General features: G+C 34.3%; 20 protein-coding genes and 3 tRNA genes. 16 read left to right on the top strand and 7 right to left on the bottom strand.

Annotated features, from left to right (window positions below; translation table 11 throughout):
* Positions 1-59 precede the first annotated feature (59 nt).
* The 3 genes from Cop2CBH44_RS11950 to Cop2CBH44_RS11940 all read left to right on the top strand — a co-directional run bounded on the left by Cop2CBH44_RS11950 (position 60) and on the right by Cop2CBH44_RS11940 (position 3,153).
* Positions 60-851, top strand: a complete 792-nt coding sequence (locus Cop2CBH44_RS11950; RefSeq protein ID WP_200754897.1) for a sulfide/dihydroorotate dehydrogenase-like FAD/NAD-binding protein — start codon at positions 60-62, stop codon at positions 849-851.
* 15 nt (positions 852-866) lie between these two features.
* Entirely contained in the window at positions 867-2,342 is a 1,476-nt protein-coding gene (gene gltA / locus Cop2CBH44_RS11945) for an NADPH-dependent glutamate synthase (protein ID WP_021931598.1), read from the top strand.
* Positions 2,343-2,532: 190 nt separating this feature from the next.
* Entirely contained in the window at positions 2,533-3,153 is a 621-nt protein-coding gene (locus tag Cop2CBH44_RS11940) for a hypothetical protein (RefSeq protein WP_200754896.1), read from the top strand.
* A gap of 9 nt (positions 3,154-3,162) precedes the next feature.
* Here the strand turns inward: Cop2CBH44_RS11940 and Cop2CBH44_RS11935 are convergent, their stop codons facing one another.
* The gene (locus Cop2CBH44_RS11935) at positions 3,163-3,975 is read right to left on the bottom strand and encodes an alpha/beta hydrolase (RefSeq protein WP_200754895.1); all 813 of its coding nucleotides are present in this window, start codon (positions 3,973-3,975) and stop codon (positions 3,163-3,165) included.
* 624 nt (positions 3,976-4,599) lie between these two features.
* Here Cop2CBH44_RS11935 and Cop2CBH44_RS11930 point away from each other — a divergent pair.
* The 6 genes from Cop2CBH44_RS11930 (at position 4,600) to cysS (ending at position 9,015) form a co-directional block, all read left to right on the top strand.
* Entirely contained in the window at positions 4,600-5,319 is a 720-nt protein-coding gene (locus Cop2CBH44_RS11930; RefSeq protein ID WP_021931602.1) for a tRNA threonylcarbamoyladenosine dehydratase, read from the top strand.
* Complete coding sequence (locus Cop2CBH44_RS11925; protein ID WP_021931603.1) at positions 5,316-5,987, top strand: ABC transporter ATP-binding protein; 672 nt, start codon at positions 5,316-5,318, stop codon at positions 5,985-5,987. Before Cop2CBH44_RS11930 ends, Cop2CBH44_RS11925 begins: the two co-directional genes overlap by 4 nt.
* 21 nt (positions 5,988-6,008) lie before the next feature.
* Positions 6,009-6,665, top strand: a complete 657-nt coding sequence (locus Cop2CBH44_RS11920; protein WP_200754894.1) for a NigD1/NigD2 family lipoprotein — start codon at positions 6,009-6,011, stop codon at positions 6,663-6,665.
* 8 nt (positions 6,666-6,673) lie between these two features.
* Positions 6,674-6,979, top strand: coding sequence for a DUF3467 domain-containing protein (locus Cop2CBH44_RS11915; RefSeq protein ID WP_021931605.1), 306 nt, complete (start codon positions 6,674-6,676; stop codon positions 6,977-6,979).
* Between the two features lie 10 nt (positions 6,980-6,989).
* A complete protein-coding gene (locus Cop2CBH44_RS11910) occupies positions 6,990-7,472 on the top strand; it encodes a pyridoxamine 5'-phosphate oxidase family protein (protein WP_021931606.1) in 483 nt (160 codons plus the stop codon).
* A gap of 64 nt (positions 7,473-7,536) precedes the next feature.
* Positions 7,537-9,015: a cysteine--tRNA ligase gene (gene cysS, locus Cop2CBH44_RS11905; RefSeq protein WP_021931607.1), complete on the top strand. Its 1,479-nt coding sequence runs from the start codon at positions 7,537-7,539 to the stop codon at positions 9,013-9,015.
* 279 nt (positions 9,016-9,294) lie between these two features.
* On the opposite strand, the gene Cop2CBH44_RS11900 is transcribed toward cysS, so the two are convergent.
* The gene (locus Cop2CBH44_RS11900) at positions 9,295-10,836 is read right to left on the bottom strand and encodes a BT2802 family ribose utilization protein (RefSeq protein ID WP_200754893.1); all 1,542 of its coding nucleotides are present in this window, start codon (positions 10,834-10,836) and stop codon (positions 9,295-9,297) included.
* Between the two features lie 205 nt (positions 10,837-11,041).
* On the opposite strand from Cop2CBH44_RS11900, the gene rbsK (Cop2CBH44_RS11895) reads away from it, so the two are divergent.
* From rbsK (Cop2CBH44_RS11895) to Cop2CBH44_RS11885, 3 genes are all read left to right on the top strand, one after another.
* Complete coding sequence (rbsK, locus tag Cop2CBH44_RS11895; RefSeq protein WP_200754892.1) at positions 11,042-11,950, top strand: ribokinase; 909 nt, start codon at positions 11,042-11,044, stop codon at positions 11,948-11,950.
* Positions 11,951-12,040: 90 nt separating this feature from the next.
* Positions 12,041-12,976: a ribokinase gene (rbsK, locus tag Cop2CBH44_RS11890; RefSeq protein WP_021931610.1), complete on the top strand. Its 936-nt coding sequence runs from the start codon at positions 12,041-12,043 to the stop codon at positions 12,974-12,976.
* 25 nt (positions 12,977-13,001) lie between these two features.
* Positions 13,002-14,009, top strand: coding sequence for a GRP family sugar transporter (locus Cop2CBH44_RS11885; RefSeq protein WP_200754891.1), 1,008 nt, complete (start codon positions 13,002-13,004; stop codon positions 14,007-14,009).
* Between the two features lie 66 nt (positions 14,010-14,075).
* Here Cop2CBH44_RS11885 and Cop2CBH44_RS11880 read toward each other — a convergent pair whose 3' ends face one another.
* Genes Cop2CBH44_RS11880 through Cop2CBH44_RS11870 form a run of 3 tightly spaced genes read right to left on the bottom strand, consistent with a single transcriptional unit; the run spans position 14,076 to position 17,186 of the window.
* On the bottom strand, positions 14,076-14,474 hold the full coding sequence (locus tag Cop2CBH44_RS11880; RefSeq protein ID WP_021931612.1) for a PaaI family thioesterase: 399 nt from the start codon (positions 14,472-14,474) through the stop codon (positions 14,076-14,078).
* Between the two features lie 14 nt (positions 14,475-14,488).
* Positions 14,489-15,358 carry a DUF3108 domain-containing protein gene (locus tag Cop2CBH44_RS11875; RefSeq protein WP_200754890.1) on the bottom strand — a complete coding sequence of 290 codons (870 nt, stop codon included), beginning with the start codon at positions 15,356-15,358 and terminating at the stop codon, positions 14,489-14,491.
* Positions 15,291-17,186, bottom strand: coding sequence for an Ig-like domain-containing domain (locus tag Cop2CBH44_RS11870; RefSeq protein ID WP_200754889.1), 1,896 nt, complete (start codon positions 17,184-17,186; stop codon positions 15,291-15,293). Before Cop2CBH44_RS11870 ends, Cop2CBH44_RS11875 begins: the two co-directional genes overlap by 68 nt.
* 209 nt (positions 17,187-17,395) lie before the next feature.
* On the opposite strand from Cop2CBH44_RS11870, the gene secDF reads away from it, so the two are divergent.
* On the top strand, positions 17,396-20,410 hold the full coding sequence (gene secDF / locus Cop2CBH44_RS11865) for a protein translocase subunit SecDF (RefSeq protein WP_021931615.1): 3,015 nt from the start codon (positions 17,396-17,398) through the stop codon (positions 20,408-20,410).
* Positions 20,411-20,513: 103 nt separating this feature from the next.
* Here the strand turns inward: secDF and Cop2CBH44_RS11860 are convergent.
* A tRNA-Arg gene (locus Cop2CBH44_RS11860) sits at positions 20,514-20,585 on the bottom strand.
* A gap of 53 nt (positions 20,586-20,638) precedes the next feature.
* Positions 20,639-21,364 carry a DNA repair protein RecO gene (gene recO, locus Cop2CBH44_RS11855; RefSeq protein WP_200754888.1) on the bottom strand — a complete coding sequence of 242 codons (726 nt, stop codon included), beginning with the start codon at positions 21,362-21,364 and terminating at the stop codon, positions 20,639-20,641.
* 276 nt (positions 21,365-21,640) lie between these two features.
* On the opposite strand from recO, the gene Cop2CBH44_RS11850 reads away from it, so the two are divergent.
* From Cop2CBH44_RS11850 to Cop2CBH44_RS11840, 3 genes are all read left to right on the top strand, one after another.
* A tRNA-Glu gene (locus Cop2CBH44_RS11850) sits at positions 21,641-21,712 on the top strand.
* Between the two features lie 37 nt (positions 21,713-21,749).
* Entirely contained in the window at positions 21,750-22,001 is a 252-nt protein-coding gene (gene rpsT / locus Cop2CBH44_RS11845) for a 30S ribosomal protein S20 (protein ID WP_021931617.1), read from the top strand.
* Positions 22,002-22,051: 50 nt separating this feature from the next.
* Positions 22,052-22,123, top strand: a tRNA-Glu gene (locus Cop2CBH44_RS11840).
* Positions 22,124-22,242 lie beyond the last annotated feature (119 nt).

The following is a 22,242-nucleotide window of genomic DNA, read 5'->3' as shown; positions in this document are numbered from 1 at the left end:
TTTGTAACTCAATTTCAAATTGACATAAACACATAAAAAGAGAACAATATATATTCAATATGAATAAAATAATCAAAAAAGAATACTTTTCAGAAAAAGTAGTCAAGCTAGTTGTAGAAGCTCCGTTAATAGCACGTTCCCGAAAGGCTGGACACTTTGTTATCGTTCGTGTAGGAGCAAAAGGAGAACGTATACCTCTGACAATTGCTTCTGCCGATAAAGATAAAGGAACTATTACCTTAGTCGTACAAGCAGTCGGCAAATCTTCATCCAAACTATGTGCTTTAAATGAAGGTGATTATATTACAGATGTAGTAGGTCCTCTTGGACAAGCAACTCATATAGAAAAAGTGGGAACAGTCGTTTGCTGTGGTGGTGGAGTTGGAGTCGCACCTCTACTTCCTATCGTTGAAGCTTTTAAAAAAGCTGGGAATCGAGTAATAACAGTATTGGCAGCAAGAACTAAGGAGCTAATCATACTGGAAGAACAGATGAAAACAAATTCTGATGAGGTCATTATTATGACCGACGATGGCTCTTATGGACAAAAAGGCCTGGTTACTCAAGGCGTTGAAGACGTCATAAAACGAGAAAAAATCGATCTTTGCGTAACAATAGGACCAGCAATCATGATGAAATTTGTATCGCTATTGACAAAAAAATATAACATACCAACAGTCGCATCTCTGAACACAATAATGGTAGATGGTACAGGCATGTGTGGCGCTTGTCGCATTACTGTAGGAGGAAAGACAAAATTTGTGTGCGTAGACGGACCCGAATTCGACGCCCATCAAGTTGATTTTGATGAAATGATGATGCGCCTTTCTTCATATAAAGATATGGAATAAAATCTGAAAACAAGCATGGACAATAAAGAATATTTAGCATCAGAACGCGCACAATCTTGGCGCGAAGAATTGCGAAAAAGTAAAAGTAATAAAGAACGTACTCAAATAAAAAGAGTACATATGAATGAACTTGCTCCTGCATATCGTATAACTAATAAAGAAGAAGTAAACCAAGGACTTACCAAAGAGCAAGCTATGACAGAGGCTTCGCGTTGTCTCGATTGCCCCACTCCACTATGTATGACAGGATGCCCTGTACAAATCAACATTCCCCAATTTATAAAGAATATCGAACGGGGTGAAATTTTAGAAGCAGCCAAAACCCTAAAAGAAACTAGTGCATTACCTGCTGTATGCGGAAGAGTATGTCCTCAAGAGAAACAATGTGAATCAAAGTGCTTTTACACTCAAAAAATGGGAAAAGATGCTGTTGCAATCGGATATCTTGAGCGATTTGCAGCAGACTACGAACGAGAAAGCGGCCAAATATCTGTCCCTGAAATAAAAATCCACAACGGAATTAAAATTGCTGTTGTCGGTTCTGGCCCTGCAGGGCTTGCTTTTGCAGGAGACATGGCAAAATATGGTTATAATGTAACTGTATTTGAAGCGTTGCATGAAATTGGAGGTGTGCTAAAATACGGTATTCCAGAGTTCAGACTGCCTAACACTATCGTCGATGTAGAAATAAATAATTTGCGAAAAATGGGTGTTGAGTTTATAACTGACTGTATTATTGGAAGAACATTGTCTTATGACGATTTACATGAAATGGGTTACAAAGGTATTTTCGTTGCCAGTGGGGCTGGTCTACCTCGCTTCATGGGTATTCCTGGAGAAAATCTGATAGGCATCATGTCCAGCAATGAATACCTTACTCGGGTAAATCTAATGGACGCTGCCAATCCTGAATCCGATACTCCGGTAATTAAAGGCAAACATGTTGCCATCATCGGTGGAGGAAACACAGCAATGGACTCTGTTCGAACAGCCCGCCGCTTAGGAGCAGAACGCGCCATGATTATATACCGCCGATCCGAAGAAGAAATGCCTGCCCGAATAGAAGAAATAAAACACGCTAAAGAGGAAGGTGTAGAATTTCTTACTTTATACAATCCTATCAAGTATATCGGAGATGAAAAAGGAAAAGTAAAGCAAATGTTACTTCAAAAGATGGAGCTAGGAGAACCTGATGCATCAGGGCGAAGAAGTCCTATAGCTATCTCCGGAAAAACAGAGCTAATAAACGTAGATGAAGTGGTAGTAAGTGTAGGAGTATCTCCTAATCCTTTAATTCCAAATTCGATTAAAGGATTACAAGTAAGTAAATGGGGAACCATAATAGTAGATCAAGACACTATGCGCTCGGACATTCCCGACCTGTATGCAGGTGGCGATATCGTACGCGGAGGTGCTACAGTCATTCTTGCCATGGGAGATGGACGAAGAGCTGCAGCATCCATGCACCAAGCTTTATCTGGAAAAGCATAAAACAAAACTACTATTACAAAGAAGCCGATATACAGATCTGTATCGGCTTTTTTCATTTACATAATACTTTTGTTTTTATAATAATATCCCGATTACACCCTCCACCAAACATCAAAAGTCTAATTATCGCTAAAAATATACCAGAATAACTATATTTGCTATATATTAGTAACATTTAAAATCTGACAAGATGATAAGTCAATGGATATATGGCCTTCTATTTATAGTTCTCCTTTATTTCGCATATAAAATTTCAAAGAAAAAGCCAAATGAAAAAATACCGGAATACAAAGATTCCCATCGCCCGAATAAAGAACTTTTGCCAAATTCTTTTGTCGACAATAAAAAATTTATATATATTACAAATATTTCTCAAAAAGAAATCACCAATGTTGCTATACAATTCTGTAACATGTACAATCATGATTTCTACCAAGCCATATTAAAAATAACTCCAATAAAACGCAGCACTTTTGCCATTACTTTCCCATACGATATAGAATTTGCAAACTATCTAATCCTAATCAACTATTTACACTACCCGTTCGAAATAGAATATTCTCCCAAAATCTTGGGATGGATGCCTCTAACGAATGAAGTTCAAAACGAACAGGAGACTTGGGGAATGTTTTATATTCCCTCTGACGATAAAGAATACGATGCCGTATATATGTTGACCGAAAACAATAACTCATACAAATTCACCATAGGTTTCGATAAAGGTATACCTTGTACTACAAACCTTATTTACAAAAAAGCTCCTTTACTTAACCTCAACTCAAAGGAGAAAGAAAGTTTCATTATTAATTAAAATAAGTTTCTACTTTTTATCTAAAATTCGTTTTACATGATTCTTTAATATATGAAAAGCAGGTTTAACCATAGCTCCATGATCATGTCCTCCCAATTCATATATATATACCTGTTTATGCCCTACAACTTTCATCATACGCCCAAAATATGCATTTTCCTCATAACGCCCCAACATCTCCAACTCCCGGTCGCCTGATACAATAATCAAAGGGGGAGCATCTGGTCGCACATAATATAGAGGAGCAAACTCATCAATACTGGGCTGGGTATCTTTCATCCCTTTCGATTGCCGATATGCAAAATGGCTAATGGCATGTCCACTAAACGGGATTAATGCAGCAATAGAATCTGCATCAATATTATATTTTCTTAACCACTTTTTATCCAGTCCTATCATATTAGTTAAATACCCTCCTGCAGAATGGCCCGACACAAAAATTTTTTGAGGGTCACCTCCATAATTTGCAATATTTTGAAAAACCCACGCTGTTGCTGCTGCCGCATCATCAATACAATCTGTCAAAGTCCCCTTTGGCAACAAGCGGTAATTTACTGAAACTACACCTAATCCGGATTTTTTCAACTCCTCAGGAACAAATTTATTTCCGCCAGATAATCCTCCACCGTGAAACCAAACTATTACCGGAAAATCCTTTATCTGTTCCGGATAATACAAATCCAATTTACATCGTTCCTGACTATAATTGTCTCCGTCGGTACGATACGGAATATCTTTTATTGTATGATACGTTATATTTTGAGCTGTTACAAAACAACTCAAAATACTAAATAGAAATATAAAATGAATGCTCTTTATCATATCCAATATAATTTCATCTATCTTAATTTATCATTAACAAAATTAAAACTAATATTTTAATTTCTCATACAACAACCAATTTAAATACATACAATAAACCTTTATTAATTTTCATTCCTTCATTTCATCTTTTATCTCTAAACATAAATATACCGAAAACACAGGTAAATAATTTCTATTTACTCGTCTTCAATAGATAATCTTTACCATCATTACCATCAGACAAATAGGTACCCTTATTATTATTAATAGATTTAAATGGCCTCTAAATTCTATTTGAGACTCTTTTTATCTTCTGTCATTGTACATAATTCTATCTTTTTCTAAAAAACTTTTATCGAAATACTAAAAAGACCTTCTGTATACCTCCAATCTCTTTCCTAATAAAAATACTTTTTCTATCCTTTTCACAATTTATCAATACTAATTATTGCCTTTTTTGTATATATTACTTATAGAAAACAAATTAATTAATGCTACTAAAAACAATAAATTACCTACTCTCATTAAACGAGAATCCATCTTCCAATAAGATTTCAAATACTTACAACACTTAATTATTTTATTCCTTATACTCTTTTTTCAAGAAAACCCGTATCTTCGTAATTATAAAACAATTTAAAAATGGAAGATTGGTTTTCTCGGACTCAACAATTAATCGGCTTTGATAAACTCTCTCTCTTACAACAGTCAAAGGTACTTGTCGTAGGCATAGGTGGTGTAGGGGCTTATGCTGCCGAAATGCTGTGTAGAGCCGGAATAGGAAATATTACCATTATCGATGGAGATACAATAAATAAAACTAATATCAATCGACAATTAATAGCACTCCATAGTACACTCAATCAACCTAAGGTCAATATTTTAGCACAGCGATTACAAGATATTAATCCTGAATTGATTCTTGATGCTCAATACCAATTTATAGAAAAAGAAGAAATTGACAAGATAATAAAAAATAACAGATATGATTTTGTAGTAGATGCAATCGATACACTATCGCCCAAAATCGCTCTGATTACTGCTTGTTTAAAAAATAAGACTAAAATTATATCATCAATGGGAGCTGGAGGACGTATTGACCCATCCAAAATTACATTTGCCGATATTTCAGAAACTTATCATTGTGGATTAGCAAAAGCTGTCCGAAAAAGATTACAAACCCTTGGCATAAAAAAGGGGCTGAAAGTAGTTTTCTCTACAGAACAAACCGAAAGAAAATCGATTATACGTACAGATGAAGAAAGGAACAAAAAATCAACTGTCGGAACTATTTCTTATTTACCCGCAATTTTTGGTTGTTATTTAGCATCTTACACTATCAGAAAATTAATTGGAGAATGATACAAATAAAAAACATAGAAAAAAATTATGGCCCATTACATGTTCTAAAAGGAATTAACGCTCATATCAATAGAGGTGAAATCGTTGCGGTTGTAGGACCTAGTGGTGCCGGTAAAACAACCCTATTACAAATCGTAGGAACTTTGGAAAAAGCAGATGCAGGAAGTGTAACCATTGACAGTATTGAAATAAGTCGATTAAAAGAAAAAGAACTAGCAGCTTTCCGTAACCATCATATCGGCTTCGTTTTTCAATTTCATCAGCTTCTCCCTGAATTTTCAGCTCTTGAAAACGTTATGATTCCCGCTTTGATACAAAAAAAACGAATATCTGAGAGTGAAAAAAGGGCAAAAGAAATATTAGAGTTCTTAAATCTCTCGAACCGAATAAATCATAAACCTGCACAATTGTCCGGTGGAGAGAAACAACGAGTCGCAGTAGCTCGAGCATTAGTCAATCATCCAGACGTTATTCTAGCAGATGAACCATCAGGAAGCCTTGACTCTCAAAATAAAATCGAGCTTCATAAATTATTTTTTGACCTGAGAAAAGAGTTTAACCAAACCTTTGTAATTGTAACTCACGATGAAAATCTGGCAAAAATGGCTGATCGTATTATTCAAATGAAGGACGGATTAATCATTTTGCCCGAAGAAAATCTTTTATAACTTGAGCCAACCTAAAATAATATGAATTTACAGATAAAACATATTGCCATTTTATGCCTGTTCTCAGGGATTTTTTTATCTTGTAAAAATGACGAAATATTTGATTATGAAGAATTCCGCCTTGATATGGTAACGTGCCTTATCAATAATAATTCTGTTTATTTTCAATTAGACAATGGCTCTTACCTGATTCCTGATAATACAATCACCCCCGAAAGTATAAAAAGCATGCAACGCGTCATGTTGAATTATGTAATAAAAGAAAAAAGAATTACAGACAAAGAATATATAATAAAAGTCCGGTCAATCGGACAGGTTCTCTATAAAGGAATACTAAACATTTCAGCAGAAGATGCTTCAACAATAAAAGATGATTCCATTTACTTAAACTCTATTTGGTATGGCGGAGAATGTATTAATCTAAGATATAAAATAGAATTTAATAATATACCTCACAGCCTTGAGATGATTTATATACCAGAGAAACAACTACCTGATGATACTCTACGCTTACAGCTAAGACATGACAAAAATAATGATCCTGCAGGCTTTCTTACCGCAGGGTATGCTTCATTCAGAATTTCTCCACTACTTATAAGACAAAATCTCACAACAATCAAAATATATGTTAATTGCTATAATATAAAAGAAAAAAATTTTACTTTGAATTTAAAATAATATAGAATATGAAAAATGAAAACAACGAAATGCAAATTGAACTTACACCTGAAATAGCAGAAGGCATTTACTCCAATTTAGCTATTATTTCACATTCTTCTTCCGAATTTGTCGTCGACTTCGTTCGTCTTATGCCTGGGGTACCTAAAGCTCCAGTAAAATCACGAATTATTTTAACTCCTGAGCACGCCAAAAGATTAATGTTTGCTATAGAAGAAAATATTCTGAAATATGAAAAGCAATTCGGACCTATTCGTATGAACGACAATAATAATAACATGCCGCCTTTCATGGCTCCAGGCGGAGAAGCTTAAATAAAAGAAGATGAAAACATTTACTATTGAAGAAAAGTCTCAGATAGAAACTATTATAAATCAATGTAAGGTATGTTATTTGGGCATGATAGATAATGACCAAAGTCCTTATGTCGTACCTATGAATTTTGGATACAAAAACAACATATTTTATCTGCATTCGGGACCAGACGGAAAAAAAATCCAGCTACTAAACAAGAATAAGAAGGTATGCCTCACTTTTAATTCTGGAGAAAGCCTGATTTACCAACATCCTAATGTAGCATGTAGTTATAGTATGGTATCTAAAAGTGTAATATGTAAAGGTACAATTGTATTTGTCGAAAATTATGACGAGAAAGTAGAAGCTCTGAATATCTTAATGGAACACTATACAGACAAAAAATTTAGCTATAGTGCCCCAGCAGTAAATAATGTACGAATATTAAAACTATTACCCGATGAGATAACTTGTAAGTCATTTGGAAATTCGATACGGAATCGCAATTTCTAACGATACAAGAAAGTTTTACATATTTATATTACCTTTGTATGATAATAGACAAATCCGTACAATTATGGAAAATAAACTAACTATTTATAATACCCTTTCACGAAAAAAAGAAGTATTTAAGCCTATTAATCCCCCATATGTAGGCATGTACGTATGTGGACCAACAGTTTATGGAGATGCTCATCTAGGACATGCTCGCCCAGCCATAACATTTGATCTCTTGTTTCGTTATTTACAACACACTGGTTACAAAGTAAGATATGTACGAAATATTACAGACGTTGGTCACCTTGAAAATGACGCAGATGAAGGAGAAGATAAAGTTGCTAAAAAAGCCCGGCTTGAAAAGCTAGAACCAATGGAAGTTGTTCAATACTACCTTAACCGATACCACAAAGCCATGGAGGCGTTGAATGTTTTACCTCCCAGCATAGAACCTCACGCTTCAGGACACATTATTGAACAAATAGAATACATAAAAAAAATACTTGACGCCGGTTATGCATATGAAAGCAATGGGTCTGTTTATTTCGATGTAGAAAAATACAATAAAGACTACCACTACGGCAAATTATCAGGACGTAATATAGATGAGTTATTAAATACTACCCGTGAATTAGATGGGCAACAAGAAAAACGAAACAGTTTTGACTTTGCTCTATGGAAAAAAGCTTCACCAGAACACATCATGCGATGGCCCTCACCCTGGAGTGATGGATTTCCCGGTTGGCATCTCGAATGTTCAGCTATGGGTACTAAATATTTAGGAGAGGAATTTGATATACATGGCGGTGGAATGGACCTATTATTTCCTCATCACGAGTGTGAAATAGCCCAATCGGTAGCAGCACAAGGTAAAGAAACCGTGCATTATTGGATGCATAATAACATGATTACTATCAATGGGCAGAAAATGGGAAAATCATTAGGTAACTTTATCACTCTCGAACAATTTTTTACTGGGAATCACCCTCTTTTATCTCAGGCATACAGCCCAATGACTATCCGATTTTTTATTCTTCAAGCTCATTATCGCAGTACAGTCGATTTCAGCAATGAAGCGTTACAAGCTTCAGAAAAAGCTTTACAACGGTTATTAGATGGATGGGAAAATCTGAACAAAATTATTCCAGCAGAAAATAGCTCTATCGAAGTACCTGATTTAAAATCAAGATGTTATGAAGCCATAAATGATGATTTGAGTAGCCCGATAGTAATATCACACTTATTTGAAGGTGTTCGTATTATCAATACAGTCTCAACTGGTAATGCTACATTAAACAGTAAAGACTTGAATAAGCTGAAAGATACATTCAAGATATTTATGTTTGATATATTAGGAATCAAATCAGAAAAAAGCAATATAGATTCCTCTTCCACCGAAGCATATAAACAAGCTATAAATGTATTGCTGGATGTACGTAAAGACGCCAAAGCCAAAAAAGACTGGGCGACATCAGACTTCATCCGAAACAAGCTTACAGAAATTGGTTTTGAAATAAAAGATACTAAAGAAGGTTTCGAATGGAAATTAAATAAGTAAAAAACAGTAATAATCTGTTTTATCAACATAATAATCGTCTTGGTGGATACAAACTAAGACGGTTATTTTTATATATGAAATACTAAATACCTTTGCGATAAAACAACTTACTAACAACACTAGAGATGCAAAGTATATAGAACCGTTAATATTGTGCTCTATCGATTATCATAACATCTTACCATCGTACAACTGGGCCAGACAGAATTCTTAATTATATAAAAAACTATTAAAATCCAAAATATTCAGAAAACTCACTTTTGCGACTATACTTGCAATTCAATTTAAATTAGAACGTTTAAAAAAATGTTCATATAGAACCTTCGATAATTTTTTTTTCAACAACTTTGCCTCGATCCATGCTATAAAATCAAATAAATCCAATAGCTGTTTTTCAAAAGAATCCTGATATAAGGCAGATAATTGCTCCCATAATTTATTCCACATACTTTGCCGAGTCTGTAATAAAATCGGTAAAGAATCCTTATTTAAAAAACTTAACATATAACGCTCTATTTGATAATATCGTTCCTTATCCATTAAAAAACGGCGTTTCAGAGAACGGCTTTCATAACGAATTATGTCAAAATCTCCTTGCTCATAATATATCATCAACTTTACAAGACGAATAGTATGAGAGAGAGGGAGATAATCTAGATTTCTATCCAATATTGCTTTATTGATAAAATATCTTGCTCGTTTCATATTACCATTCCCCAAATAAACCAACGCTGTATAAAGGCAAAGTTCTGCTTGCCGTATTGGATTAAGACTTTCAAATTTATTATAAAGAGTAATTTCATACTCATCTATCAAATGGATACAGCTTTCAAAATCACCTTTATCTAAAAAAAGAAAAAGTTCATATTGAAACAACAAACAAGTTGCATTTATTTGAAAATCGGCAAAAGATTGTGTGGTCAATCCTTTCAATTCCTCCAAAAAGTGCCTTATTCCTTCATAATTGGCAACAGAACGTAAGCTTCCTAACACTCCCTCCAATGTAGACAAATAATAATAAGGAGGATTCTCCCAAAGTTTCACATTTGTTTTAAACAAAACAGTTAATTCTTGAAACGAATTCAATGCCGCTTCATAATCCCCTATACTCATCAGATAATTTGCTTGAAATAGTTGATGTATTTTGGTAATTTCAAAATTACTTTTACTTAATGATGACGCAATATATAGTTCGCTTATCATCAAATCTCCCATTTCTTTTTTTTGCATCTCTGAACGATTCCGACCTCTGTAAATCAATCTATATTTCAATAATTCATATAAAAAAGATTGTTCATTTATTTTCCGCAAGATTTTTAACGATTCCGTAATAATATATTGCTTATGGCACAATTCTTTCTCTGTAAGATAAGGAAAATCAAGATTTTGCAAATAATCAAGTTCAATCCGAGCAGCTAATAACAATACCATATAATTTTCATATTTTTGAGCTCTAACTATCGTCTTTTCTAACAACATAAAACTCTCATGAAACATAGACCGTTCATATAACATTTTAGCTTTCAGTATATCCTGATACAAATCATAACATACATCTCTCCCCTTCCGTAATCCGAGTAACATATTCAGGAGTTTATCATAAAGATATTGTAATGCAATATCAAACGACGAACCACCGTTCTTCTGCTTAAATCTTTCTCGCAAAAGCGAAGAGTCAGTTATACCTTCTCTTTCTATCAGTTCATAGATTTGAATAAAATCCTTTTTTGAATTTTTTCGAATTATTTGTACCGAAAAATGTTTCTTCTCTGATTTTGTCATCGATTTCAATAAAGAAACTACAGAATCTACCTTTGTCATAAAATATATTTTTATAGAATCATATTTTCAATGTTTTTTAAATATAGATATTATTCCAAATTTACAAAATTAATTTACATATAATCAAGTATATATATAAATATTATAAGAATTAAGATTATAATATACACATTAATTTTGGAAACTATATAGTATTAAAAATCTGTATCTTTATTTGATAAAATACCAAGAAAAATACAATATAATGAAAAATCCTAAAATCGTTGTTGTCGGAAGCTGTAACACAGATATGGTTGTAAAAGCAAATAAACTTCCTGCTCCTGGAGAAACAGTATTAGGCGGTACATTTTTGATGAATCCTGGAGGGAAAGGAGCCAACCAAGCTGTAGCAGCCGCACGTTTAGGTGGAAATGTAGCATTAATTTCAAAAATAGGGAATGACCTTTTTGGCAGGCAATCAATAGAATTATTCAGAGCAGAAGGAATAGATACCGACTATGTTTTCACCGACAACAAAAACCCTTCAGGAGTTGCTCTTATATCTGTCGATTCTTCAGGTGAAAATTGCATTATTGTCGCATCAGGAGCAAATTCCTCTCTCGACATTTCTGATATAAATAAAGCCCAAAAAATACTAATTGAAGCCAGTATTATACTCATACAATTCGAAATACCTATGCAAACCGTAGAATACGTAATAAAGTTTGCGTCAAAGTATAATAAAAAAATTATTCTCAATCCCGCTCCTGCACAAATCTTATCTGAACAGTTTCTAACATCAATATCTCTAATCGTTCCCAACCGTATAGAGGCCGAACTATTGACAGGAATAAAAGTTTATGATTGGGAAAGTGCCAAAAAAGCTGCAGATAAAATGGAAGAAAAAGGATTAAAGAATATAATAATTACATTAGGCTCTCTCGGTGTCTTAGTAAAAACAAAATCAAATCATTATATTATTCCTGCACATGAGGTTAAGGCTGTAGATACTACCGCTGCAGGAGATACCTTTTGCGGAGCCTTATGCGTAGCCCTTTCAGAAGGACAAGATATTATCAGTGCTGCAAAATTTGCTAATAAGGCATCCTCCATTACTGTAACTAGAATGGGAGCCCAGTCATCCATACCCAATAAAAAAGAACTTTTATTATAAATAACCTTTGTTTGCGTATATATGACTAAAAATTACTTAAAAACAAACTCAATAATATAAATATATGATCAAAAATAAGAACCTATAATTATGAACAATCAACAAAGGATAACAATTATCGGTAGTTCCAATATCGATATGGTCGCTCAAGTTCCACATTTGCCTAAACCTGGAGAAACAGTAGGAAATGCAATTTATATGCAATCTTTCGGAGGGAAAGGAGCTAATCAAGCTGTGGCTGCTGCACGTTTAGGCGGCAACATAACATTCGTCACATCTTTAGGCAATGATATGTATGCAACATTACTAACCGAACATTTCAAAAACAATAATATTGACACTCATTATATTCAATACTCTTCTGATACATCTACCGGTACCGCATTAATCTTCGTTTCAGACGATGCAGAAAATTGTATAGCTGTAGCACCAGGAGCAAATGCAGAACTCTCTATCGACAAAATACAATCATTCGAGGCGGCAGTAATATCTTCGTCAATTGTGATAATGCAAGCTGAGATCCCCTATGAAACAATCAAAGAAATCTCTCTTTTAGCACATAAGAAAGGTGTAAAAGTTATGGTCAATCCAGCTCCAGCAGTACCTATAGATTTAGATTTTATGAAATCCATTGATATACTTGTTGTCAATGAGACCGAAGCAGAAATCGTATCCGGTTTAAATATTAAAAAAGATGGTATAAAAAAAATCTCTCAAGAATTATCATCTAAAGGTCCTAAATGCGTTGTGGTCACTTTAGGTTCCAAAGGTGTATATTGCCTTTGTCATCAAAAAGAATACACTGTAGATAGCTTTAAAGTAAAGGCTATAGATACCACTGGCGCAGGGGATACTTTTTGTGGAGCTTTAGCTATAGCATTAGCAGAAAATGAAATGTCAATCAAAGCTCTACAATATGCATCTGCGGCCGCCGCTATTTCAGTTACTCGCATGGGGGCACAACCATCAATTCCCTATAAAGAAGAGGTTATCAAATTTTTAAAAGAACAAAATATCAATTTATAATTTTATCATTTTAAAATAATATCATATGTTTATTGTAAGCAATTATTCATTAGCAGTTATTTTCTGCATTATTACTATGTTTTGCTGGGGATCTTGGGGAAATACTCAGAAACTTGCCAGTAAAAGTTGGAGATATGAACTTTATTATTGGGATTACGTAATTGGTATTTTACTATTTTCCATCATCATGGCCTTTACATTAGGAAGCTTTGGAGAAAACGGACGTAGTTTTATTGAAGATATCCGCCAAGTAGATACAGCTAACATACTCAGTGCTTTTATTGGAGGAGCCATATTCAACGCATCCAACATTCTATTATCAGCTTCAGTCTCAATTGCCGGTATGTCAGTAGCTTTTCCATTAGGTGTTGGTTTAGCATTAGTATTAGGTGTTTTTATCAATTATTTCAGTACCCCTAAGGGAGACCCTATCACTCTCTTTATCGGTGTAGCACTTATTATAATTGCCATCATCTGTAATGGAATTGCAGCAGGAAAAAATAATAACGACAATGTATCTTCTAATACTAAAAAAGGGATTATTATTGCCATCATTGCCGGAGTCCTCATGTCATTATTTTACCGATTTGTCGCTGCATCTATGGATTTAGACAATTTTGTCCATCCTTCAAGTGGCAAGGCTACTCCATATACCGCATTTTTTATATTCGCGGTTGGGATATTCCTCAGTAACTTTATGTTCAATACTTATGTTATGAAACGTCCCTTCATCGGCACTCCTATTAGTTACAAAGAATATTTTTCAGGTTTATTTAGTACCCATTCTGTAGGATTACTCGGCGGATGTATATGGGCAATAGGAACACTTTTCAGCTATATTGCTGCAGGAAAAGCTGGAGCTGCCATATCTTATGCTTTAGGGCAAGGAGCCCCCATGATTGCGGCCTTCTGGGGAGTTTTTATTTGGAAAGAATTCAAAGGAAATCCTAAAGAAACCCATCTTTTATTAACAATAATGTTTATCTTATTTATCATTGGCTTATCTCTTATTGTCCTGTCCGGAGGAAATTAAGATAATATCAACAGAACATATAATAAAAGGAGAGATAAGATTTCTCCTTTTATTATTACACAACATTTACAGTCCATTCGTCGCGTTTTTCCGGTAACATATTCCATCACAAACAGCAATCAGTACATCCGACTGGTTTTTTATTTCCACCCTATAATGACAAACAGTTTTATGCAAAAGAATTTCGGTCGCTGTTGCTGTCAATATATCATTCAAATATCCACTCGATAAAAAGCGGATATCTGACTGTATCGAAAAAGCAAGTAACCCATGAGCATTTGCAGCAGCAGCTATAGCCAAATCTGCTAAAGTAAAAAGAAGTCCACCTTGAACTACTCCCCCTGCATTTAAATGTTTTTCTATAACATTCACACATGCTACAGCATATCCAGGTTTCACTTCTTTTAGCTCTATCCCCGCATCCATAGCAAAATGGTCTTTTTTAAAAAAATCTACATAATCCATTTTTTTTTCATCTTTTAATTTCCAGCATAAATAGCTTTTAAAGAACCAATAGCAAGTTTTCCTTCTACCTGTAACGGTATTCTACGATTATCATCACTTATCCACGCTGTAATATTATCACTTTCATTTTCACCCTCATCCGTCGAAAAGTGAAGTTTGAGGCGAAATGCAGGAAATTCCCTATTTTTTAACTTTAAAATCGTGCGCCCCATAAATTCAATTGACAAATATTCTATATGATTGCCAGAAAATATATTTAAATTAAATCGCTGATACATAGGAGTTACAGGAAAGTCAATTGTTCTTAAATAGTAAAATACGCTCAACATATCATATGTCAGCTTACTTGACGGAACAGTATAATGTTCAATAGCATTACGTTTTGGGCGATATAATGTAATTTCACCCACACAGCCTTTTACACCCTTTTCATATTTATATTTTACTTCATCTTTTCGATATGTTTTATCTTCATCAGAAATTTTGGCATAATACAATGGCCGTAAATCTCCACGCCTCATAACTGAAACTAATGTATCTCTTACCCGAAAAATACGGTCGGCAAAAGCTAAAGTTCGAGCATCCATTTGAGACTTATAACATGATACATCATTAATGACTATAGGTTTCAATATTAGGCGGGCACTTGCCGCCTTTTTCCAAATAAAACCCCACTGGTAAATTACATCATATGATAAATTTTCTTCTCCCCAATGTGCATTATCTGTCATTAATTGCTGGGACCAGACCGTCATCGAAAAAGAGAGTATTAACAGAGCACATCCGGCACAGACCTTCTCTACCCTCCATACCATACTACTGATTACTAAACGGCATATCGCTTTCAGAAGATCCTTCATCTGTTTCATCTGCAACCTTCTCATCTTTAGGTTTATTTTTTACAATAGCTCGAGGTTTTTGTTGTTCTAGTGGTAAAGCAAATACATCCCAATCTTGTTCTACATCCCAATTCGCTTTCAATTTTAATACTTTAGGATAATAATAAACATCCTCAGGCTGTCTTTTTTCTACATAATTTCCAGTGTCAAACTTTCCATTACCGTTCTTATCAATTACTAAGCGAGCATAATAAGTCCCCGGATCAAGATACAAGAATTCTGCACCACCATCCACAACAGGAGCCTTTCGAACCGGAGTATCATTACTGTTCAATAACTCCACAAAGGCCGAATCTGTCACTCCTTGTGTAGCTAAATACAAATTAGAATATTCTTCTAACGCTCTCACTTTAAATGTCTGCGAAAACTTATCTGTTGGAGTTCCATATACACTCAATCCAGCCAATGAATCTATTGAAATCCTATATTCTTCCCCCGGTCTCCATTTATGCTTCAGTAAATACATACGCATCTTTACAGAATCCCGATTAAATGTAAACTCAACTGGATTCCATAATGTATCATTCTTTATTTCTAAATGGATAGCATTCCGATCTATGGTATCTACGGGTTCTGCATATTCAAACCGTAAAAAATCATATATATTTAATGAAGACGGCACTATTGCCGAAAGTTTCAAAAATTCAATTGCCGGAGTCTCTTTTTCATCTTTTTTCCGTCTTTCTTTTGCCACAGTCTTTTTACGTCGATAAATCATTTTAAGCGTATCCGTATACATCGATAATTTTCTTAAGCTATCGGTACGCATATAATATGATTCAAATATCAATGTATCACGTTTATATAATACTGAGTCTTTCAACCAATAATGTATTGTATCGTTTGTTACATTCGACTCTACATATGCCCAATCTTCACTATCAAAATTAAGAGGTTTCATCTTTGGCAAAGTGTCATTTGGAGCTGAAAAATATAAAGACATTTTTTGAGGAGAAAGACGCTCGCTTTTTTCCAAATAATGATTTTTAAAATTTTCATTAAAAGATTTCAATAAGATATTATCAGGATGGTAAAGAACTACCTGCTTCATCATTATTGTGTCTATAGTTACACTATCAGTCCAAATTGTATCTGGCCGTATCACGGTTTCTACTGATGGCACTACAGTTACGTCTGTAAAAGCTATATCTTCTGTCGCATTATCAAATCGATAATCCCGATTTAAATCTTTCAATGCATATATACGGTATGTTCCGGGAGAGACATTTTGTATCGAAAAATAACCACGAGCATCAGAAGAAGCAATACGCTCAAATGGAGTTTTAGTAAAAGCCGAGTCATTAAGATTCGAATGCAATCCTACCAGCATGCCCGTCACCGGTTCCAAATTTTCGGCATTTAATAATATACCAGAAACCTGTAATGTATCAATAATTGACCCCGTAGAAAAAGCAAAACTAAAATTTTCTAAAACATTTTTCTCATTGTTATCAACTATTGCATCTGCAAAATCTATTGTATATGTAGTATTCGGTCTCAAAGAATCTTTTAATTCTACAATCACTTTTCTCCCAGAAGTACGAATAAGCGGCATCTCCTTTTGTGGAGGAGAAACAACCACCTTCTCCGTCGCCTTTTCCACCAAAACAATCTCGTCGAATTCTATTTCTATTTTATTCTTCTTTACATTTATTTGATTCGGCAAAGGATCGCTTTTTACAAACACTGGAGGTGTCTCATCCTTTGGCCCCCCACCAGGTCGTGCCATATTCGCACATGATGATATAAAGCCTCCGACTAGTACCAATACTAAAATCATCGGAATATATATCGAATCTTTTTCTTTTCGCATTTTTATAACTTTATCCTGTAAATTAATGACCGTAAAGATACAAAAAAGAAGTATTAAAAGTCACAAAAGCATCTTTTCTACCCTTGAATAATAATAACAAACACAAATTAATCAAACATTTTGTTAGCCGAATTGAAAAAAAACATATATTTGCACCTTATTAAAAATGCGATAATCAAATTAAATAAAAATCATAAAGTAATAATCTTATGCAAAACAAAGGATTTATTAGAGTTTTTGCGGTATTACTTACGCTAGTATGCTTATTTTACCTATCATTCTCTCTGGTAACCCGATATCAGACGAATAAAGCGGAAGAATACGCAAACGGAGATAGCACGAAGTATGCCCAATACATGGACTCTATTTCGACTGAAAAAGTGTATTTATGGTATTATACCTTTAAACAGTGCCGTGAAATGGAAATTGGCCTCGGTCTAGATTTAAAAGGTGGTATGAATGTAACTTTACAGATTTCTGTAGCAGACGTTCTCAAATCTCTTTCGAACAATAACCTCGACCCCAATTTCAACAAAGCTTTAGCTATCGCAACAGCTAACCAAGCCGAAAACAAAGATTTCTTATCAGCATTTTACAATGAGTATAGAAAACTGGACCCAAATGTCCGTTTAGCAGCTATTTTTAGCACGTATCAATTAAAAGATAAGATTACACCAAATGCAACAAATGATGAAGTACTCAAAGTTCTTCGTTCCGAGTTGGATGACGCTATCGACAATTCGTTCAACGTTCTTCGTACGCGTATAGACCGTTTCGGGGTTGTCGCTCCTAATATTCAACGTTTGGAAAAAGACGGACGTATCTTAGTCGAACTTCCCGGTGTAAAAGAACCTGAACGTGTTAGAAAACTCCTGCAAGGAAGTGCTAACCTTGAATTCTGGGAAACTTATAACTTAAGTGAGTTCTACAATCAATTGGCTGCAGCAAACGATATCATTGCTCAAGCAGAAAATCTTACAATAGATAGCACATCCGTAGTAAAAAATACCACAGCAAGCGTTGATAGTACAACTTTAGCACAAAATCCAACTAATGTTCAAGATAGTGTTGCTCAAAAAATCAAAAAAGAATTAAATAAGACAGAAAGCGACCAGCAAAGAATTGAAACTTGGAAAAAACAGAATCCATTATTCGCTAAGTTGCAACTCAACGTTTCCCAACAGGGTGCAGTCAGTCAAAGTCCTGCAGTCGGAATAGCGCATTATTCCGATACAGCGGCAGTCAACCGTTATTTGCAAATACCTCAAGTTCGTGAATTGTTACCTGCCAATATCATGTTTAAATGGACAGTGAAAGCAATTGATGAAAAAGAACAATATTATCAATTAGTAGCATTAAAAGCGACGAATGGAGGTCGTCCCCCATTGGAAGGAGACGTTATCACTGACGCCCGGGAAGATTTTGACCGTACAACTAACTCAGCAGTTGTAAGCATGACGATGAATGCTGAAGGGTCTAAAATATGGGAACAACTTACTCGTGAAAATATTGGAAAATGTATCGCTATTGTCCTTGACAATCAAGTGTATTCTTTCCCTGTAGTAAATACAGAAATATCAGGAGGTAGTTCACAAATATCTGGAAATTTCACTCCAGAAGAAGCAAAAGACTTAGCTAATGTACTGAAATCCGGTAAAATGGCTGCTTCTGTCAAAATTGTACAAGAAGATATTATCGGTCCGTCATTAGGACAAGAAGCTATACAAAGCGGTATCATGTCATTCATTTTCGCACTTATATTGTTAATGGTTTACATGATCAGCGTATATGGTGTAGTACCAGGATTGATTGCCAATGGAGGACTTATCTGTAATATGTTCTTTACTTTAGGAGTATTGGCATCATTCCAAGCTGTACTTACACTTTCAGGTATTGCAGGGTTAGTATTATCATTAGGTATGGCCGTGGATGCAAATGTACTTATTTTTGAAAGATCAAAAGAAGAACTCCGATTAGGCAAAAACCTAAAATCTGCAATTACCGACGGTTACAAAAATGCATTTTCTGCAATCTTTGACTCAAACTTAACATCTATTATTACTGGTATTATCCTATTCTTCTTCGGAACAGGACCGATCAAGGGTTTTGCAACCACATTGATTATTGGTATTATTATGTCATTCTTTACAGCCGTATTCCTAACGCGTTTAGTATTTGAAAAAGGTCTTGAAAAAGGATGGTTCAAGAATTTGACATTTACGACTTCTTTGACAAAAAATTTATTGGCTCATCCAAATATCAATTTCCTTGGAAAACGCAAAATCGGATACACTGTAGCAGGGATATTAGTAGTAATTGGAGCTATCTCATTTACAATCAAAGGATTGAATCAAGGTATTGAATTCACTGGAGGTCGTAACTATGTAGTTCGTTTTGATAAAACTGTAAATACCCAAGAAATTGCAAACTTGCTAAAACCGGAATTTGAAGGAAGCACTTTATCCGTAATCACAATTGGTAGTGACAACCAAGTTCGTATCTCTACCAATTACAAAATTATGGATAGTTCCGATGGAATTGACGAAGAAATTGAAGGTAAAATATATCGCTCAATCAAAAATGGTAATTTAATTGGAGATGAATCTCTAGCTCAATTTAAAGACCAGCATATCATGAGTACTCAAAAAGTGGGACCAAGTATTGCTGATGATATTAAAATTGCAGCATTCTGGGCAGTATTATTCTCCCTTATTGCTATTGCTCTTTACATTTTATTACGATTCCGAGACATCTCGTTTAGTGTAGGAACCTTAGTTGCATTGGCATTCGATACTGTCATTATCATCGGCTTCTATTCTATATTCTATGGAATCTTACCATTCTCCATGGAAATCGATCAATCTTTTATTGCTGCTATTCTAACTGTGATTGGATACTCAGTAAATGATAAAGTTGTTGTATTTGACCGTGTTCGAGAAGTTGCCAATATTTATCCAAAACGAGACAAATTTATCGTCATTAACGATGCTCTAAATAGTACATTATCTCGTACTATCAGTACATCATTGAGTACAGCAATTGTTTTGATATGCATCTTTGTATTAGGAGGAGATACAATCCGTAGCTTTACATTCGCTATGTTATTAGGTGTAATTATAGGTACTCTTTCCACACTCTTCATGGCTGTTCCTATTGCTTATGAATTACAAAGTCGTAAGCAAAAAAAGGAACAAGCACAAGAAGCTGCATCCTCAAAAAAGTAAGTTAGTGAACTATCTTATAAATGAAGAGAGCCAGAGTAATCTCTGGCTCTCTTCATTTATAAGATACAAAAAAGCTGTAATGATAATCATTACAGCTTTTTTGTATCTTCGCCGGGAATCGAACCCGGATCTAAAGTTTAGGAAACTTTCGTTCTATCCATTGAACTACAAAGACTTTTATATTTCGATACAAAAATACAATAAAATCTTCATGTAGCCAAATCAGAATTAATCAAAGAGGGCTTTCAATACATCCAAAGATTTCAACTCCTGAAATCCAGCATGATGTAATTTGAAATAAGTTATTATATAATCCAAAATCTCAGATCGTTCTCCTCGATTAAACTGAAACAAATGCAAATTATTATAATTCATTCTCATTATTTTATAAAATACACCAGCTTCCATAGAAGATAAAAAATAAGAATGATTGGGACGAATAGCAGAAAAAACTCCATTTATCAAATCAAAAAAATCACCTTTCTTATATCCAGAAATATTGGGATAAAAACCCATATAACCAGTCAATTCGATAAGGAAGCAAATATGGAAATTAGCCTTTCCATCCTCCATCAAATTAAGAAATTGTATTGATTGTAACAAAAATCTAAAGAAAGAATTATTAGGTTCAGGCTCTCGAATAACTTTCGAGAGAAACTCAGCAAGAAAAAGCGTAATTGCATTTTTTATCGGATCATAATGCAATTGAAATACAGGGACAGCGGTCTGGACGTCCTTAATGCGCTGAATATCCTGCCTTGGCTTAACTTCTCCGTCAATATATAAAATAGCAAACGGAGAAAATAATGTTCTCATAAGACGGCTCTTTTTACCTTGCTGTAAAGGTAATGCATAGGAAATCCGCCCATATTTTTCTGTATAAACATGAACCAATGACGTTTTATCATTATAAGCCGTTATACTTAAAACAATTCCAGTTGTTTTATCCAGCATTCTACAATAATTTAGCACAAAAATAATGTTTTTGTATAATATCAAAATAGAAAGAGATTAATATTTATTCTTATCAAAGAGTCAAAATGATAACTAAAAGGAGGCAATGCTGCTTTAACAAGGCAATATATATGGCAAAACATAACGGAAATGCATAAAAAGATACCGTTTAGGCATATTTTTTTATCAAATATTTTGTCAATTAAAAAAACAGCTCTATATTTGCACTCGCATTTGAGAAAACCTATAAGAGATAATTATAGACTTTCCGAAGAAGGCCCATTCGTCTATCGGCTAGGACGCAAGATTTTCATTCTTGAAAGAGGGGTTCGATTCCCCTATGGGCTACAAATAAAATTAATAAAAATATAAGGAGATTAGTCGAATGGCAAATCACAAATCATCTATCAAAAGAATCAGACAAGCGCAAGCTAAAAAATTGCGAAACAGATACTACGCAAAGACTGCAAGAAATGCAGTAAGAAAATTGCGTGCTACTACTGTTAAAGATGATGCTGCAGCTTTATATGTGAAAGTTAGCTCAATGCTTGATAAGTTAGCAAAAAAGAATGTTATTCACAAAAACAAAGCAAGCAATCTAAAATCTAAATTAGCTTTATATATTAACAAGCTTTGATTAGATTAAAATATCCGATAGGACCTATACAAGTCCTATCATATTGAGAAGGCCCATTCGTCTATCGGCTAGGACGCAAGATTTTCATTCTTGAAAGAGGGGTTCGATTCCCCTATGGGCTACTTTAAGCATTAAGATTTCTCTTAGTGCTTTTTTATTTTATACTTTATTCCTCCAGCAGGTTATTTTAACGAAAATCTATCCATCAGATTTTATCTATCCGAGTTTTTTTGCTAACTTT

Source organism: Coprobacter secundus subsp. similis, from assembly GCF_015097275.1.
In the GTDB taxonomy this organism is placed as follows: domain Bacteria; phylum Bacteroidota; class Bacteroidia; order Bacteroidales; family Coprobacteraceae; genus Coprobacter; species Coprobacter secundus.
Note: the sequence above shows the minus strand (reverse complement) of the source record. Positions and strands in the feature narration are given on the sequence as shown.